Source organism: Streptomyces sp. NBC_01381 (genome assembly GCF_026340305.1).
Classification (GTDB): Bacteria; Actinomycetota; Actinomycetes; order Streptomycetales; family Streptomycetaceae; genus Streptomyces.
On the sequence record NZ_JAPEPI010000001.1, the window covers coordinates 1,971,786 to 1,985,296 of the forward strand.

Genomic DNA, 13,511 nt, shown 5'->3' on the forward strand with positions numbered 1-13,511 from the left:
CCGTCAGGCGGCGCAGACTCCCCATGCGCTATCTGCTGCCCTCGCTGCTCCTCGTCGCCCTGATGGCGATGCTGATGCTGCGCGGGTACACCCACAGCGAGATCCTCGCCGACCACCGTGTGCGCCCGCCCGCGGCCACCGACAAGGTGCCCCAGAAGGTCCTCGAAGGCGGCCCGGTCATCGACACCCGGGGCGGTCACGAGGAGACGCTGAGCGTCCCCGACCACCGCCTGGTCCTCACCTTCGACGACGGCCCGGACCCGGAGTGGACCCCCAAGGTCCTGGACGTACTGAAGAAGCACCACGCGCACGGCGTCTTCTTCGTCACCGGCACGATGGCGTCGCGCCACCCCGACCTGGTCGAGCGCATGGTCGCCGAGGGCCACGAGGTCGGCCTGCACACGTTCAACCACCCGGACCTCTCCTACCAGTCCACGAGCCGCATCGACTGGGAGCTCTCGCAGAACCAGCTGGCGCTCGCGGGCGCGGCAGGCATCCGCACCTCCCTGTTCCGCCCCCCGTACTCCTCCTTCTCGGACGCGATGGACAACAAGTCCTGGCCGGTCACGAAGTACATAGGCAGCCGCGGCTATCTCACCGTCGTCAACAACACCGACAGCGAGGACTGGAAGCGCCCCGGCGTCGACGAGATCATCCGCCGTGCCACGCCCAAGGGCGGCAAGGGCGCCGTCGTCCTGATGCACGACTCCGGAGGCGACCGCTCGCAGACGGTCGCCGCGCTCGACACCTTCCTGCCCGATCTGCAGGACAAGGGCTACCACTTCACCAACCTCACCGAGGCCCTGGAGACGCGCAGCGCGCACGCGCCGGTCACCGGCATAGAGCTGTGGAAGGGCAAGGCCTGGGTCTTCCTGGTCGGTGCGTCGGAGCAGATCACCGGCGGCCTCGTCGTCGCACTGGCAGTGATCGGCTTCCTCGTGATGGCCCGCTTCGCCCTGATGCTGCTGCTCTCCGCGGTGCACGCGCGCCGGGTCCGCAGACGCGGCTTCCGCTGGGGCCCCGACGTCACGGAACCGGTCTCGGTCCTGGTCCCCGCCTACAACGAGGCCAAGTGCATAGAGGCCACGGTCCGTTCACTCATGACGAGCGACCACCCCATCGAGATCATCGTCATCGACGACGGCTCGACGGACGGCACCGCGCTGATCGTCGAGGGCCTGCGCCTGCCGAACGTACGCGTCGTACGCCAGCAGAATGCGGGCAAGCCCGCGGCGCTCAACCGCGGGATCGCCAACGCCCGTTTCGACCTCATCGTGATGATGGACGGCGACACGGTCTTCGAGCAGTCCACCGTCCGCGAGTTGGTGCAGCCGTTCGGCGACCCGCGCGTGGGCGCGGTGGCGGGCAACGCGAAGGTGGGCAACAGGGATTCGTTGATCGGCGCGTGGCAGCACATCGAGTACGTGATGGGCTTCAACCTGGACCGCCGGATGTACGACATGCTCGGCTGCATGCCGACCATCCCCGGCGCCGTGGGAGCCTTCCGGCGCTCGGCACTTGAGCGGGTCGGCGGCATGAGCGACGACACGCTCGCCGAGGACACCGACATCACCATGGCGATGCACCGGGACGGCTGGCGGGTCGTGTACGCGGAGAAGGCGCGCGCCTGGACCGAGGCGCCGGAGACGGTGCAGCAGCTGTGGTCCCAGCGCTACCGCTGGTCGTACGGCACGATGCAGGCGATCTGGAAGCACCGCCGCTCGCTGATCGAATCGGGCCCGTCGGGCCGCTTCGGCCGGGTGGGCATGCCGTTGGTGTCGTTGTTCATGGTCTTGGCGCCACTGCTTGCCCCCCTGATCGACGTGTTTTTGCTGTACGGACTGGTCTTCGGCCCCACCCAGAAGACGATCATCGCGTGGCTCGGCGTCCTCGCCATCCAGGCGGTGTGCGCGGCGTACGCCTTCCGGCTCGACCGCGAGCGCATGACCCATCTGATCTCGCTGCCCCTCCAGCAGATCCTCTACCGGCAGCTGATGTACGTCGTGCTGCTGCAGTCCTGGATCACTGCCCTCACCGGAGGCCGCCTGCGCTGGCAGAAGCTCCGGCGTACGGGAGTGCTGGGATCGCCGCCCTCGATTCCGCAGCAGCGGGCGGGCGGCGCTGATCGGAGGCCCGTCGCATGACCTATCCCACGCAGCCGCTGCCGCAGGTGCCTCAGGCGGCGCCTCCTGTGGCGCCCGCTCCCGCTCCCGCTTCCGCTTCCGTTGCCGGAAAGAAGCCGGGCCGGGACCGCTATTTCGACGTACTGCGCTCGCTGGCCCTGGTCCGTGTCGTCATCTACCACCTGTTCGGCTGGGCCTGGCTGACGATCCTGTTCCCCTCGATGGGCGTGATGTTCGCGCTGGCGGGCGCGCTGATGGCGCGCTCGCTGAAGCGTCCGGCGTGGGGCGTGATCAGGGGCCGAATACGCCGACTGCTGCCGCCGATGTGGGCGTTCAGCGCGGTGGCCCTGTTCCTGCTGTTCTACGGCGGCTGGAACGTGACCAAGGACCCGGACCACGGGGACACCTGGGGCCTGGTGTCGATGCTCAACTACGTGTTCCCGATAGGCGCCCCGCCGTTCCCCTGGCACATCGGGGACAAAGCGGGCCTCCTGGAGGACACCTGGCCGGCGCAGGCCGCGGGCCCGCTCTGGTACATCCGCGCGTACCTGTGGTTCGTGATCGCCTCGCCGTTGTTGCTGTGGGCGTTCCGCAGGCTCCCGTGGGTGACGCTGTTCGCGCCGCTGGCGCTGACGGCGGTGCTCGCCACGGACGTCGTGAAGATCCCCGGTGAGACGGGCAACGCGGTGACGGACTTCGCGATGTACGGCAGCTGCTGGGTCCTGGGCTTCGCCCACCAGGAGGGCGTACTGGCGCGCGTCCCGCGCTACTTGGCGGTTTCGGTCTCGGCCCTGATCATGGCGTTCGGCCTGTGGTGGGCGTCGGGCCATCTGGGCCCGGACGGCTGGGACCTGAACGACATCCCGCTGGCCCAGGCGGCATGGTCCTTCGGCTTCGTCGTCATCCTGTTCCAGTACTCACCGTCGTGGCAGGAGCTGCCGGGCCGCTTGAGGAAGTGGGACAAGCTGGTGACGCTGTCCAACAACCGGGCGGTGACGATCTACCTCTGGCACAACCTGCTGATCATGGCGACGGTGCCGATCATCGACATGGCGTACGACTTGCCGTTCATGCAGGACGAGCAGTGGAGCTCGGCGCTGGACACGACGTACATGCTGTGGATGACGGTGCTGGTGTGGCCGTTGATCGGGCTGATGATTGTGGCCGTGGGCTGGCTGGAGGATGTGGCGGCACAGCGGAGGCCTCGGCTTTGGCCGAATGGGGCGAAGGCGGGGAAGGGGCGGCGGGCCGCTCGGTAGCGCGCGCGTCAGCGTGAGGGTGGCCGTGGATCGCACTTTGGTGTGGTGTGCGGCCACTTTTGTGTGTGGGGGCGACTCGTATGAACTGCGGGCCACCATCACTTGGAAGATCAGCTGGACCAGCACCACGGGTGAGGGCGGTGACCTTCCTGACCGTGAGTTCGGGGCGGAGCAGGGCGTCGTCGTTGAGGAGATCCAGACCGTCAACCGCTGACCGGCTCGTCGCGGCGTAAAACGCTGACGCAAATGTGCCTGGGTGCCCGGAAGTTCGGGCCCCCGTCAAGGAGGCGAGGGTGGTCTCACTCGCTCAGTGTGGAGAGGGCCGCGTTGCGCGTCGCCGGGGCTGATACGGGGTCCTTATGTGCCGATATGCCTGCTGCCCGGTGAACATGCTGCTGGCATCAGCCGTGGCCCGTGGATAGCTTCCGGGACTCCAGAGGATCTTCTCGCTCCAGGAGCTGACAGTGATTCGGCGTCCAACTTTGCTTGTAGCGGCTGCTCTGACTGCTGCTGTTGTGGTTGCTTCGCTCTCGGCTTGTGGGGGTGGGGACGAGAAGATCGCGGGGGTGGGGTCGGGGGAGACGGGGAGAACTTCGCCGTCTCCGGCCGTGTCGGGGGATGGGATCGATCGGCCTGAGATCCGGCTGCCGAAGGGTGTCGAGAACACCTTTGAAGGTGGTGAGACAGGTGATGTGAAGAAGGACGCGGTGCTTGCGGACAACCAGCGCGTGATCAACTCAATTGATGAGGCCATCACCGTCGATGCCAAGAAGCACCCGGCGCTGGAGTTCTACTCGGCGGGCGACGCGCTCGTCAGCGCTGCCACGTATGTCCAGTCGTTCTATGACGCAGGCGTCTCGTGGGTGGGACTGACTCGGTACTACGACCAGCAAGTCACGTTCCTCAAGGGCGGGGCCGCGGCTGTCACCTACTGCGGCGACGAGACGAAGGCGTACAGCGCGAACCGCAAGACCGGGGCGGTCAAGAAGACCCCCGGCGACTCGGATGACTACATCTCGTACAACGTGCGCATGGAGAAGAACACCGACGGCGTCTGGCAGGCGACGAGCGTGACCTCCGAGGAAGGCGCGCAGAAGTGTCAGCCATGAGCGGACTCAATCGACGGGCCCCGATGCTCGTGGCTCTGGTTCCGGTTCTGGCTTTGGCGCTGGTTGCGAGTGCGTCGTCTGTTCTTGCGTACGCGGGTGACAAGAGCCTGGGTGGAAGCCACGGGAGTGCTCGGGGTGGCAAGCAGGGCAAGACCATCACCGTCCGGACGAGTATTCAGACGAGGGTCAACGGACATTCAGGGGCCATCAGGAGGACGGGCAACCTCTCCTCTGTGGATGGCAACTGGACTCCTCCGGCGTGCTGGTACGAGCCCGCGTTCTCGCCCAAGGAAATCGAAGCGGTGGTCAAGCGGATGCGCGGTCTGGGTGTCGGCGTTCCGTTCATGGGCGGTATCGGCGCCGCTCTCGGGAACGTCTTCGACGCGTATTACAAAGACGGTCACCCCTACAAGAACTACAACCTCGACAAGCAGGGCGAGGGGATGTTCTGGGCCCGGGTGGTCAATCCCAATCGCAAGGACGACCCGGAGGCGATGGCCTGCGACCGGCCACCCTTCTGGGTCGACAAGGGGGAGTCGCCGGACGAGCCTCTCGCCGTGAGCCCGGCGGTTCTCGCCGCGTACGCGTACGACGAACTCCCCGTCCCCGACACGGAAGTCGCCATGGCGCCGCCCGGCGAGACCAAGGTCAATCTGCCGACCTGGATCTGGCTGGACAAGGCCAAGTTCAAGAAGGTCTCGGTGACCGCGAGTATTCCGGGAGCCGGGCTCTCCGCGACCACGACCGCTCGGCCCGTCTCCCTCACGATCGATCCCGGCACGGCGGACGCCGAGACGTTCCCACCCTCGGGAGAGTGCCCCATCAGAGGCGGGCGGATCGGTGCGCCACGGGCCAAGGGGACGCCGGCGGAGACGCTGCCGCCGTGTGGCGTGCGGTATTTGCGGGCCCCGGGCCAGGGCGGCGCGTACGAACTGAACGCCACTCTGACTTGGCAGATCAGTTGGACCAGTACGGCGGGTGACGGGGGTGGTCTGCCGGACGGGGTGTATGGGGCGGCGCAGGACGTCGTGGTGCAGGAGATCCAGTCCGTCAACCGGTGAGCGTGAGTGTCTACGTATTCGCAAGCAGAGGAGAAGCGCGCGCGATGGCGGATCGGCTCGTGGTCGACGGTGATGAGCTCGAACACTTCATGAAGCTGCTCAACAGATCGAGGGATTCGCTGAAGAGCATGCGCAAGGCGTTGGGTGATGCGACCACCATGGGCCTCGGGACGGACGACCTCGACTGGGCCTGCACGGACTTTCAGGACGACTGGAAGTACGGCACGGAACAGATCGGTGAGCAGGCCGAGGATCTCGCGAAGATCATCAATGCGAGCAAGGAGAGTTACCGCGAGGTCGACAAGGCGCTGGAGGAGTGCCTGAAGGAGAAGGGCAGGAGCAAGGCGAAGCGCGGCGGTTCTGGGGGCGCGGCTTGACGTACGATCCTGCTGCCGCGACGACGCTCCCGTCGAATTCGCCGGCCCGCCGCAACGGCCCGCTTCCGCAGGGCATGAAGTCCTCTCCGGAAGTCCCGAATCCTGACTACCCGGATCTTGGGTTCAACCCGGTGCCGGGCGACACCGACACGGTGGAGGCGCTGCGCCGGAAGCTGGTCGACTGCGCCACGACTCTCCATGAGACGCACGGTGTGGTGACTCGATTGATGGACGGCAGCTACTGGAAGGGCGACGCGGCCGTCGCCTTCCGGGAGCAGATCGAGGATGGCCCACTCCCGAAAAACCTTAAGGACGCGGCCAATTCCATCGGCAAGGCGGCCAAGCATCTGAATCGCTGGCACGGCGAGCTCGACGATTTCCAGCGCCGGGCCAAACGCCTGAATCAGGCGGCGAAGGATGCACGCGTTGCCCTGGAAGCTGAGAAGGGGCGCGCCGAGCGTGCGGGTGACGAACCGGACCTGGACAAGGCGGGCGCGGCCCGGCACGACGACGCGAAGAAGGCGTTGCGACGGGCCAACGGGCAGGTGCAGGACGCTCAGGACGAACTCGACCGGATTCTGAAGAAGGCCCGGGACCTGGCCAGCGAGCACGAAGAGCGGGCCAACTACCGGGCGGGCAAGATCCGTGACGCGACGCACCGGCTGGCGCCGAACGAACCAGGCTTGTTCGACAAGGCGACCGACTGGGTCAAGGAGAACCTGCCGGACATTCTCAGTGCGCTGTCTGGGGTCGTCGCCCTGGTGGCGATCGTCTTTTCCGGTCCGTTGGGGATCGCGATGGTGGCGGCGTTGATGTTGGCGTCTTCGGCGTTGAGTGCGGGTGCGCTTGGGATGAGGGTGTCGGATCCGGAGGTGCGGGCGTCGCTGATGGACGGGGTTACCAAGCGGGAGTTCGATGCGGACTTTTGGAGCAATGCGGTGTCGGTGGGGGCGGATGGGTTGGGGATGGTTCCGGGGCTTGTGGCTGTCATTAAGGGGGGTGTGAAGGCCGTGGATACGGTGCGCCGGAGCACTCAACTCATGAGTCTCGGACAGCGGATGGCCACTGTCGGTACCAAGACCATGGATGAGGCACGGACCATCGCAGCCCTGGACAACCGACTTATCGCGCACGTGGTCCGTGGTTGTAGCGACCCAGCCAAGGCTGCCAAGGCGGTAGCCAGCGGTTCAGGGGCCCTTGGTGTGGGCACAGCGAACTTCGGCCTGATCGACAGTGCCATGGACGGCGACGACACCAAGGTCAAGGACGGTGCCGTCGCCGGGATCGACGGTGCGCGGCTGGGCCTCGACAGCGGTGGGCTTCTGAGCCTCGCCCGCCATGCTTTCTCGTAGCCCTCTCGACGGAAAAGAGTGCCTAATGAATCCTGCCGACTTCGCCACTGCCTGGGACCACCCGCCGACCCGTCTGACCTGGCTGAGACATATGTGTATGAACGTGCTCGGGCTCATCGGGTGGGCGGGAGGCTGGATCGTACTCTTGGGCATCTCGACCTACACGCCCAACTGGGTTGTGTGGATCTTCATGCCTTACTTCTTCTACGGGTTTTACCGGGTAGCCATCCAGTTTAAGTACTTCCACCCGGCGCTGCGCATGCTGCGTATCCTCCGCACGTACCCATGGCAGGTGCTACGGGGAGTCCCGAATGGGCTGGGCGACCATCCTGACGTTGTCGGCAGCCAGTACGGGTGGTTCGAGTTCTCTAATCCGTCCTACCCCGATCAGCTACTTCCGTTGGTCTTTGGCCAGCACATGCGCACGGAATGGTGGCGCCGAAGGTTGGCCCCCCGCGCCAAGCCGAAGCTGAAGGCGCAGATCGAAGTGGTGTGGTTCGCCGGTGATCCCCGCTTCATCGGACTTATCGCTGCCCCAACGGCCAGTGGTCAGGCGCCCAGGCGTCTCCAAGTCATCAACCAGCAGATGGCGGCCGATGGTGGCCGCAGCTTCTCCAGCTGGGGCGCAACCCCCGATGACATCGAGCGCGGCCGACGCGTCGGCATCTACCCGGCCTAGCCCCTGAAGAGGCATGCCCCCATGAGTAGCGACACCTCCACCCCCTTCTTCACCCTCCACGAATCCGCCCAAGACCCCGACGCCGACCTCTGGTTCGTCGAACCGGCCGGCTTCACCACCATCCCGCTCGACGTGTTCCTCGCCCCGCAGGATTCCCCAGCCACCGAGAAGCTGCGCACCGCCCTCGCCCCACTCCTCGACGCGGCGCCCGATGGCACGGCTGCACGTCAGCAGATCATCGCCCAACTATCCGCAGGGAAGCAGATATTGGCAGCCCTGTGCCAAGCCGGGACAGTGCACTGCTCCGTAGGCCTGCATCGCGACGACGTAGGCGGAACAGGCGGCCCGCTGCTGCTCTCCCTCCTCACGCTCGCCTGGCGGGACATCGCCCTCGCGCCGCCCGCCGTCACCGCCGCCCGTGCCGTCGCGTCGTCCGAGGGGCACACACACGTCGAGTACGTCGAACTGCCCTGCGGGCCCGCGTCCGTAAGCGAGACCGTGCGCACGCCTTCCCTCGGCAGCGGCCTCCTGCAGCAGCAGCTCCTCCAGATTCACGCCCACCTCCCGCACCCGGCGGGCAAGCGACTTGCCGTCGTCACCCTGACCACCGCCGAAGTCGCTCGCCGGGAGCATTACCGCGCCATCCTCGGACAGGTCGCGGAGCTGGTCAGCTTCGATGATCCGCTCGCCGACGTCATCCCGCGGCCCGCCTGAGAGCTGCCGCGAGGAGTGCCGGGGGACCGTCCACCGCATTGCTGTGCAGGACCTCGGTGCGGTGAACCAGCCGTGGTGCGGAGACGGGGACCGAGTTGATGCCGGGGATGCCCTCGATTGCCGGCTGGGGCAGTAGCGCGAGGCCGTGGCCTGCGGCGGTGAGGGCGAGGAGTCCGCGTACGTCGGTTCCTTCGTAGCGCAAGGACGGGCGAAAGCCGTCGGTTCCGCTCGTGGTGCGCAGCTGTGCCAGTGGGATGGCGGTGTCGGGGGCGTCGATCCAGCGGGCGTCTGCGAGGTCGACCAGGCGGAGGCCGGCCCGGCCTGCCAGTGGGTGCTGAGCGGGGAGAGCGACGGCCGGCCGTTGTTCAGTGACAGCTGTCGCCGTGAGTGGGCCGACGTCGGGGAGGTGGAGTGGGTCGTTGGGCGCGGCCACGCCGTCGACCAGGCCGATGTCCAGTGCTGCGGTGGCGACTTGGCGGGTGATGACCTCACGACTCAGGACGCGTACGGTCACCTCCCAAAGGGGCTGCGTCCGGCGTATGTCGGCAAGCGTTCGGGTGAGCTGTGGCGTCAGGGCCAGAGGCGAGACGCCGATGACGGTGCGGGCAGCTGCGGGTGCCGCGGTGAGGCGCGCTATGTCCGCGCGGGCGGCGTCCAGTCGCAACAGCAGCGGCCCTGCGTGCTCCAGCAACCGGACGCCGACGCCCGTCGGAGAGACCGGTCGCCGCTGCAGCAGGACCGCTCCGAGGTCGCTTTCGAGCGCGGCGATGTGCTGGGACACCGCCGACTGGGTGTAGCCCAGTTCGCGAGCCGCCTCGGAGAAGGAACCGCAGCGCGCCACGGCAACGAACGTACGGAGAAGGTGCGGATCCATGCCCATCAGTATTGCCATCAGTATTGCTAATGGGAGGGTCGCGGATCATCGTTGGTGCTGAACTCGGCTGCCGGGTCAGGATGTTCGCATGCCTGAGCCTTCGAACATTTCGACGGCCCGCCTCGCGCTGGTGGGCGACCGCTCGCCCGGCGTGCGGGCCCACACTCGTATCCCCGGTCTTCTCGACGCGCTGGCCCAGCGTGACCAGTTGGTCCTGGACGCGTACTGGATCCCGACCCAGGACGCGGAAGCCGCCGACGGTCTCAGCGGATTCGATGCCATTTGGCTTGTGCCCGGAAGCCCGTATCGCAGCGAAGCCGGAGCGATCGCGGCGGCCCGCACCGCGCGTGAGCAGGGGATCCCGTTCCTGGGCACGTGTGGTGGCTTCCAGCACGCGCTCCTGGAGTTCGCGCGCGGCGTGTGCGGGCTCTCCGGTGTTGACCACGCCGAGAACCGACCGGAGGGGGACGACTTGCTCGTCGTCCCCCTGGCCTGCTCCCTGGTCGGGCACGAAGGCGTGGTCAAGGTGGTGGCGGGCTCGTTGGCGGAGCGTGTCCTTGGTGCTGAGCGGACTGTCGAGCGGTACCACTGCTCGTATGGCCTCAGCCCGGCCCATCTGAATGTGCTGCGTGCGCACGGGCTGCGCTTCAGCGGCGTCGACGAGGCGGGCGACGTGCGTATGGCCGAGCTGCCGGACCACCCGTTCTTCCTCGCCACCTTGTTCCAGCCCGAGCTCGCGGACGACGGCACTCGGCCCCACCCGATCATCCGGGCGCTGGCCGCTGCGGCGGTCGACCATGCGGCCGCGGCCGAGGGCTCTGTGCCGTTCAGTACCCGGCGGTGAAGCGAGTGCGCCGGTGCTTGGGGAGTTCGGCCTCGTCCAGGAGCGCCACCGCCAAGTCCTCCATGGAGAGGGACGAGTTGCCTTCCGCGTCGACGATGAGCTCATCCGTGCCGAGCCGGAAGGTGCCGGTGCGGACGCCCGGCTCGAGCAGGGCGGACGGGCTCAGATACGTCCAGTCGACCTCGGTGTCGGCGGTGCGGACGGCGTCGTACTGATCGTTGGAGGCGAGGGCGATGTGCCGCCAGGCGGTGGGGACGTAGGCCGGGTCGTCGATCGCCAGGACGCCTTCCTTGCCCGGCACGGTGAGGCTGCCGGCCCCGCCGACGATCATCAGGCGTACGCCGTTGATGTCCGCGAGTCCTGCGAGCAACGCCCGGCTGATGGCGGCGTGTTCGCGTTCGCGGCCGGGGGCGGGTCTGGTGGCGTTCACCACGAGGTCCTGGCCGGCACTCAACTCGGCGATCTGCTCGGGGTCTTGGGCGTCGCCGGTGCGGTGGGCGGCGTCCGGGTGCAGCTCGCCGAAGCGGGCGGGGTCGCGGACGACGGCGGTGACTTCATGGCCGCGGGTGAGGGCCTCGGTGACGACGCGGCTGCCGACGTTTCCGGCTGCTCCGAAGACGGTGATGCGCATGGGGACTGCTCCTTGGGTGGTGGCGTAGTGGGGTGGTGGGGTGGTGGGGTGGTTGATCGTGAGTGTTCCGTGAGTACGTGAGTGCTTTACGGGTGCTTCCGGGCTGTACGGCGGCCCTGCCCGACCAGGACGCTCGCCACGACGAGGACGAGCCCGCCCGCCTGCCAGAGGGTGAGGGTCTGCCCGAGCAGAACCAGCCCGGCGAGGGTGGCGACGACGGGATTGGTGAGCCCCAGGAACGACACGGACGAGGCGGGGAGGCGCTCGATGCCGCGGAACCAGAGGGCGTAGGCGATGGCGGTGCCGATGATGCCGAGGTAGGCGTAGCCGGCGAGGTTGGCGCCGGTGAAGTGGTCGGGGAGTCCTTCTGCGGTCAGCGCGATGGGCGCCAACACCAGGCCACCGGCGGTCAGTTGCCAGCCGGTGAGGGCGAGCAGTGAGACGCCTTCCGGGCGTCCCCATCGCTTGCTCAGTACGACGGCGAGGGCCATCAGCGTCGTCGCGACCAGCATGGCGACGATTCCCGCGAGGTCGACGGATGCGTTGCCGCGCAGCACGAGGAGGGCGACGCCCGCGACTCCGACGAGCCCGGCGGCGAGGGTCCGACGCGTGGGCCGCACCTTCAGAACCCCGATCCCGAATCCCGCGACCAGCAGCGGCATGACCGCGCTGATGGTCGAGGCGACGCCGCCGGGGAGGTGGTAGGCGCCGAAGAAGAGGAGTGGGAAGAACGCCCCGAAGTTGAGCAGGCCGAGGATGCCGGCCTTCCACCACCAGTCGCCGGTGGGCAGCCGCCGGGTCAGCGCGAGCAGGATGAGCCCGGCGGGCAACGCGCGGAGCGCCGCGGCGAGCAGCGGGCGGTCCGGGGGCAGCAGCTCGGTGGTCGTGACGTAGGTGGTGCCCCAGGTGGCGGGGCCGATGGCGGCGAGGCCTGCGGCGGCGAGGGCGGAGGTGCGGGGGCTGCGGGTGGCGCTGCCGGTGGGGGTGGTGGCGGTGCTGATGGTCCTGACAGTGGTGGGCATATCGGTTCCCCTCGTTTCCCCTCAACGCTGTTATTCTCAACGTTGAGATAAATATGGACCCCAGGGTCTGCGAACGTCAAGTATCTGAACGTTGAGATATCTGGTGATCCGGGGTCGGGGGCTTCGACGACGAGGAAGGAACCAGGCGTGGCGGCTGAGCAGGAGACGGACCGGCGACCCGAGGTGGCAGGCCCCGACGCCATCGACGAGCTGCGGGCTCAGTGGCACCGTGAGCGCCCGGACATGGCGGCCGCGGGCCTGGACGCGATGGCCCTGGTGGGCCGCATCAAACGGGCGGACCACCTGCTGAGCAAAGGCATGAAGCCGATCTTCGCCGAACACGGCCTGGAATTCGCCGAGTTCGACGTCCTGGCAACCCTCCGCCGGGTGGGCGCCCCGCATGAGCTGACGGCGGGCGGCCTCCTGAAGTCCGCGATGGTGACGTCAGGCGCGATCACCAACCGCCTCGACAAACTGGAACGCAAGGGCTTGATCGAACGCCACCCCGACCCGGCGGACCGCCGGGCGATTCGTGTGCGCCTGACGGAGGCGGGGCTGGAGTTGGTCGACCGGGCGGTGGTCGATCATGTCGCCAACGAGGAGCGGATGTTGGGGGCGTTGTCGGCCGAGGATCGACGGGCGTTGGACGGGGCATTGCGGAGGTTGTTGGTGTCGTTGGGGGATGTGCGCCTGGGGTGAGTGCCGCTGAGTTATCGCACTCTATGTATCTCCAGACACCGGTCACGTCTACCGACTCCCGAAGGGTTAGGTCAAGAGGGCATGATCTGGATCTACTGCGAGGATTGGAACACCCTCACCGAGGAGCCGATGGATCCGCTGAAGCCCAGGGAGGCTCAGGCCCGTCACTCTTCCGGAGAGCTGTACACCGCCGTCGCCTACCTCGCAGAAGGCTCAGCTCCAGAACTGCGCGTGCACATCCGGCTCGAAACGGGCTATGCCGCTGTTGCCTTCATGGACGGCTACGGCCGCACATCCCTGGAATACACTTTCACCGTCATCAACGGGTCGCTATTCCTTGAGACGGTGACCTCGTACGAGTACGGAACTTCTGTCGAACGCGGCGGATACGCGGACGCCGAGCGCATGGAATCTTACGACTTCACGCCGGACGGAATTGTGGTTCAAGAGATCGAGATCGGAGACGAAGTCTCCAGTGAGAGTCGTCGAAACATCGACATGACCAGCAACTGGGAGCGCATCCCCCAGTTCGGCGCCTACGACTCCCTGATCCGACGCGAACGTTGATCACCGGCGTCCCCTTCGCGCCGCTCCGCCCTTGAGGGTGCGTATCAAGGCGTGCAGAGGGTTGGGGGTGGTTGTCAGGATGATGTCCGGGGTGTCGCTTTCGCGGAGGCGGAGGGTGCCGTCCGGGGTGGCGGCTATGTAGACGCAGTTCGATGCGTCGCCGCTGTACGTGGACTTCTGCCAATTGTGCGTGTCCATGG

16 protein-coding genes are annotated in these 13,511 nt (G+C 67.2%); 12 read left to right on the plus strand and 4 right to left on the minus strand.

Translation table 11 applies throughout. The features are described 5' to 3' along the window. Window positions 1-23: 23 nt before the first annotated feature. The 9 genes from OG453_RS09395 (at window position 24) to OG453_RS09435 (ending at window position 8,674) form a co-directional block, all read left to right on the plus strand. Window positions 24-2,144, plus strand: a complete 2,121-nt coding sequence (locus tag OG453_RS09395; protein WP_266869771.1) for a glycosyltransferase — start codon at window positions 24-26, stop codon at window positions 2,142-2,144. After that, entirely contained in the window at window positions 2,141-3,382 is a 1,242-nt protein-coding gene (locus tag OG453_RS09400; RefSeq protein ID WP_266866395.1) for an acyltransferase, read from the plus strand. The genes OG453_RS09395 and OG453_RS09400 overlap by 4 nt, the downstream gene beginning before the upstream one ends. A gap of 25 nt (window positions 3,383-3,407) precedes the next feature. Beyond that, complete coding sequence (locus OG453_RS09405; protein WP_266869966.1) at window positions 3,408-3,596, plus strand: hypothetical protein; 189 nt, start codon at window positions 3,408-3,410, stop codon at window positions 3,594-3,596. A 250-nt stretch (window positions 3,597-3,846) separates the two neighbouring features. Further along, entirely contained in the window at window positions 3,847-4,491 is a 645-nt protein-coding gene (locus OG453_RS09410; RefSeq protein ID WP_266866397.1) for a hypothetical protein, read from the plus strand. Window positions 4,492-4,724: 233 nt separating this feature from the next. Continuing rightward, complete coding sequence (locus OG453_RS09415) at window positions 4,725-5,552, plus strand: hypothetical protein (protein ID WP_266866399.1); 828 nt, start codon at window positions 4,725-4,727, stop codon at window positions 5,550-5,552. Window positions 5,553-5,596: 44 nt separating this feature from the next. Further along, window positions 5,597-5,929 (plus strand): hypothetical protein, encoded by a 333-nt coding sequence (locus tag OG453_RS09420; protein WP_266866401.1) that lies wholly within the window; start codon window positions 5,597-5,599, stop codon window positions 5,927-5,929. Continuing rightward, the gene (locus OG453_RS09425; RefSeq protein WP_266866403.1) at window positions 5,926-7,281 is read left to right on the plus strand and encodes a putative T7SS-secreted protein; all 1,356 of its coding nucleotides are present in this window, start codon (window positions 5,926-5,928) and stop codon (window positions 7,279-7,281) included. Before OG453_RS09420 ends, OG453_RS09425 begins: the two co-directional genes overlap by 4 nt. Before the next feature lie 25 nt (window positions 7,282-7,306). After that, complete coding sequence (locus tag OG453_RS09430; protein WP_266866405.1) at window positions 7,307-7,960, plus strand: hypothetical protein; 654 nt, start codon at window positions 7,307-7,309, stop codon at window positions 7,958-7,960. Window positions 7,961-7,981: 21 nt separating this feature from the next. Continuing rightward, window positions 7,982-8,674: a hypothetical protein gene (locus OG453_RS09435; RefSeq protein ID WP_266866407.1), complete on the plus strand. Its 693-nt coding sequence runs from the start codon at window positions 7,982-7,984 to the stop codon at window positions 8,672-8,674. Here OG453_RS09435 and OG453_RS09440 read toward each other — a convergent pair. Continuing rightward, complete coding sequence (locus tag OG453_RS09440) at window positions 8,655-9,548, minus strand: LysR family transcriptional regulator (protein ID WP_266866409.1); 894 nt, start codon at window positions 9,546-9,548, stop codon at window positions 8,655-8,657. The two genes, OG453_RS09435 and OG453_RS09440, sit on opposite strands and share 20 nt — an antisense overlap. Before the next feature lie 88 nt (window positions 9,549-9,636). Here OG453_RS09440 and OG453_RS09445 point away from each other — a divergent pair, with 88 nt between their 5' ends. Next, window positions 9,637-10,392, plus strand: a complete 756-nt coding sequence (locus tag OG453_RS09445) for a hypothetical protein (RefSeq protein ID WP_266866411.1) — start codon at window positions 9,637-9,639, stop codon at window positions 10,390-10,392. Here OG453_RS09445 and OG453_RS09450 read toward each other — a convergent pair. Both OG453_RS09450 and OG453_RS09455 read right to left on the minus strand, forming a co-directional pair. Then, window positions 10,376-11,023 carry an NAD(P)-dependent oxidoreductase gene (locus tag OG453_RS09450; RefSeq protein WP_266866413.1) on the minus strand — a complete coding sequence of 216 codons (648 nt, stop codon included), beginning with the start codon at window positions 11,021-11,023 and terminating at the stop codon, window positions 10,376-10,378. The two genes, OG453_RS09445 and OG453_RS09450, sit on opposite strands and share 17 nt — an antisense overlap. A gap of 86 nt (window positions 11,024-11,109) precedes the next feature. Further along, window positions 11,110-12,045 (minus strand): EamA family transporter, encoded by a 936-nt coding sequence (locus OG453_RS09455; protein WP_266866415.1) that lies wholly within the window; start codon window positions 12,043-12,045, stop codon window positions 11,110-11,112. A gap of 147 nt (window positions 12,046-12,192) precedes the next feature. Here OG453_RS09455 and OG453_RS09460 point away from each other — a divergent pair, with 147 nt between their 5' ends. After that, entirely contained in the window at window positions 12,193-12,744 is a 552-nt protein-coding gene (locus tag OG453_RS09460; protein ID WP_266866417.1) for a MarR family winged helix-turn-helix transcriptional regulator, read from the plus strand. Between the two features lie 81 nt (window positions 12,745-12,825). After that, window positions 12,826-13,311, plus strand: coding sequence for a hypothetical protein (locus OG453_RS09465; RefSeq protein ID WP_266866419.1), 486 nt, complete (start codon window positions 12,826-12,828; stop codon window positions 13,309-13,311). On the opposite strand, the gene OG453_RS09470 is transcribed toward OG453_RS09465, so the two are convergent. Beyond that, entirely contained in the window at window positions 13,312-13,509 is a 198-nt protein-coding gene (locus tag OG453_RS09470) for a DUF397 domain-containing protein (RefSeq protein WP_266866421.1), read from the minus strand. Window positions 13,510-13,511 lie beyond the last annotated feature (2 nt).

Bases quoted from the DNA above. Each gene is read 5' to 3' on its own strand.
- OG453_RS09395 (WP_266869771.1), top strand. From the start codon at position 24: ATGCGCTATCTGCTGCCCTCGCTGCTCCTCGTCGCCCTGATGGCGATG.
- OG453_RS09400 (WP_266866395.1), top strand. From the start codon at position 2,141: ATGACCTATCCCACGCAGCCGCTGCCGCAGGTGCCTCAGGCGGCGCCT.
- OG453_RS09420 (WP_266866401.1), top strand. From the start codon at position 5,597: ATGGCGGATCGGCTCGTGGTCGACGGTGATGAGCTCGAACACTTCATG.
- OG453_RS09430 (WP_266866405.1), top strand. From the start codon at position 7,307: ATGAATCCTGCCGACTTCGCCACTGCCTGGGACCACCCGCCGACCCGT.
- OG453_RS09435 (WP_266866407.1), top strand. From the start codon at position 7,982: ATGAGTAGCGACACCTCCACCCCCTTCTTCACCCTCCACGAATCCGCC.
- OG453_RS09440 (WP_266866409.1), bottom strand. From the start codon at position 9,548: ATGGATCCGCACCTTCTCCGTACGTTCGTTGCCGTGGCGCGCTGCGGT.
- OG453_RS09445 (WP_266866411.1), top strand. From the start codon at position 9,637: ATGCCTGAGCCTTCGAACATTTCGACGGCCCGCCTCGCGCTGGTGGGC.
- OG453_RS09450 (WP_266866413.1), bottom strand. From the start codon at position 11,023: ATGCGCATCACCGTCTTCGGAGCAGCCGGAAACGTCGGCAGCCGCGTC.
- OG453_RS09455 (WP_266866415.1), bottom strand. From the start codon at position 12,045: ATGCCCACCACTGTCAGGACCATCAGCACCGCCACCACCCCCACCGGC.
- OG453_RS09465 (WP_266866419.1), top strand. From the start codon at position 12,826: ATGATCTGGATCTACTGCGAGGATTGGAACACCCTCACCGAGGAGCCG.
- OG453_RS09470 (WP_266866421.1), bottom strand. From the start codon at position 13,509: ATGGACACGCACAATTGGCAGAAGTCCACGTACAGCGGCGACGCATCG.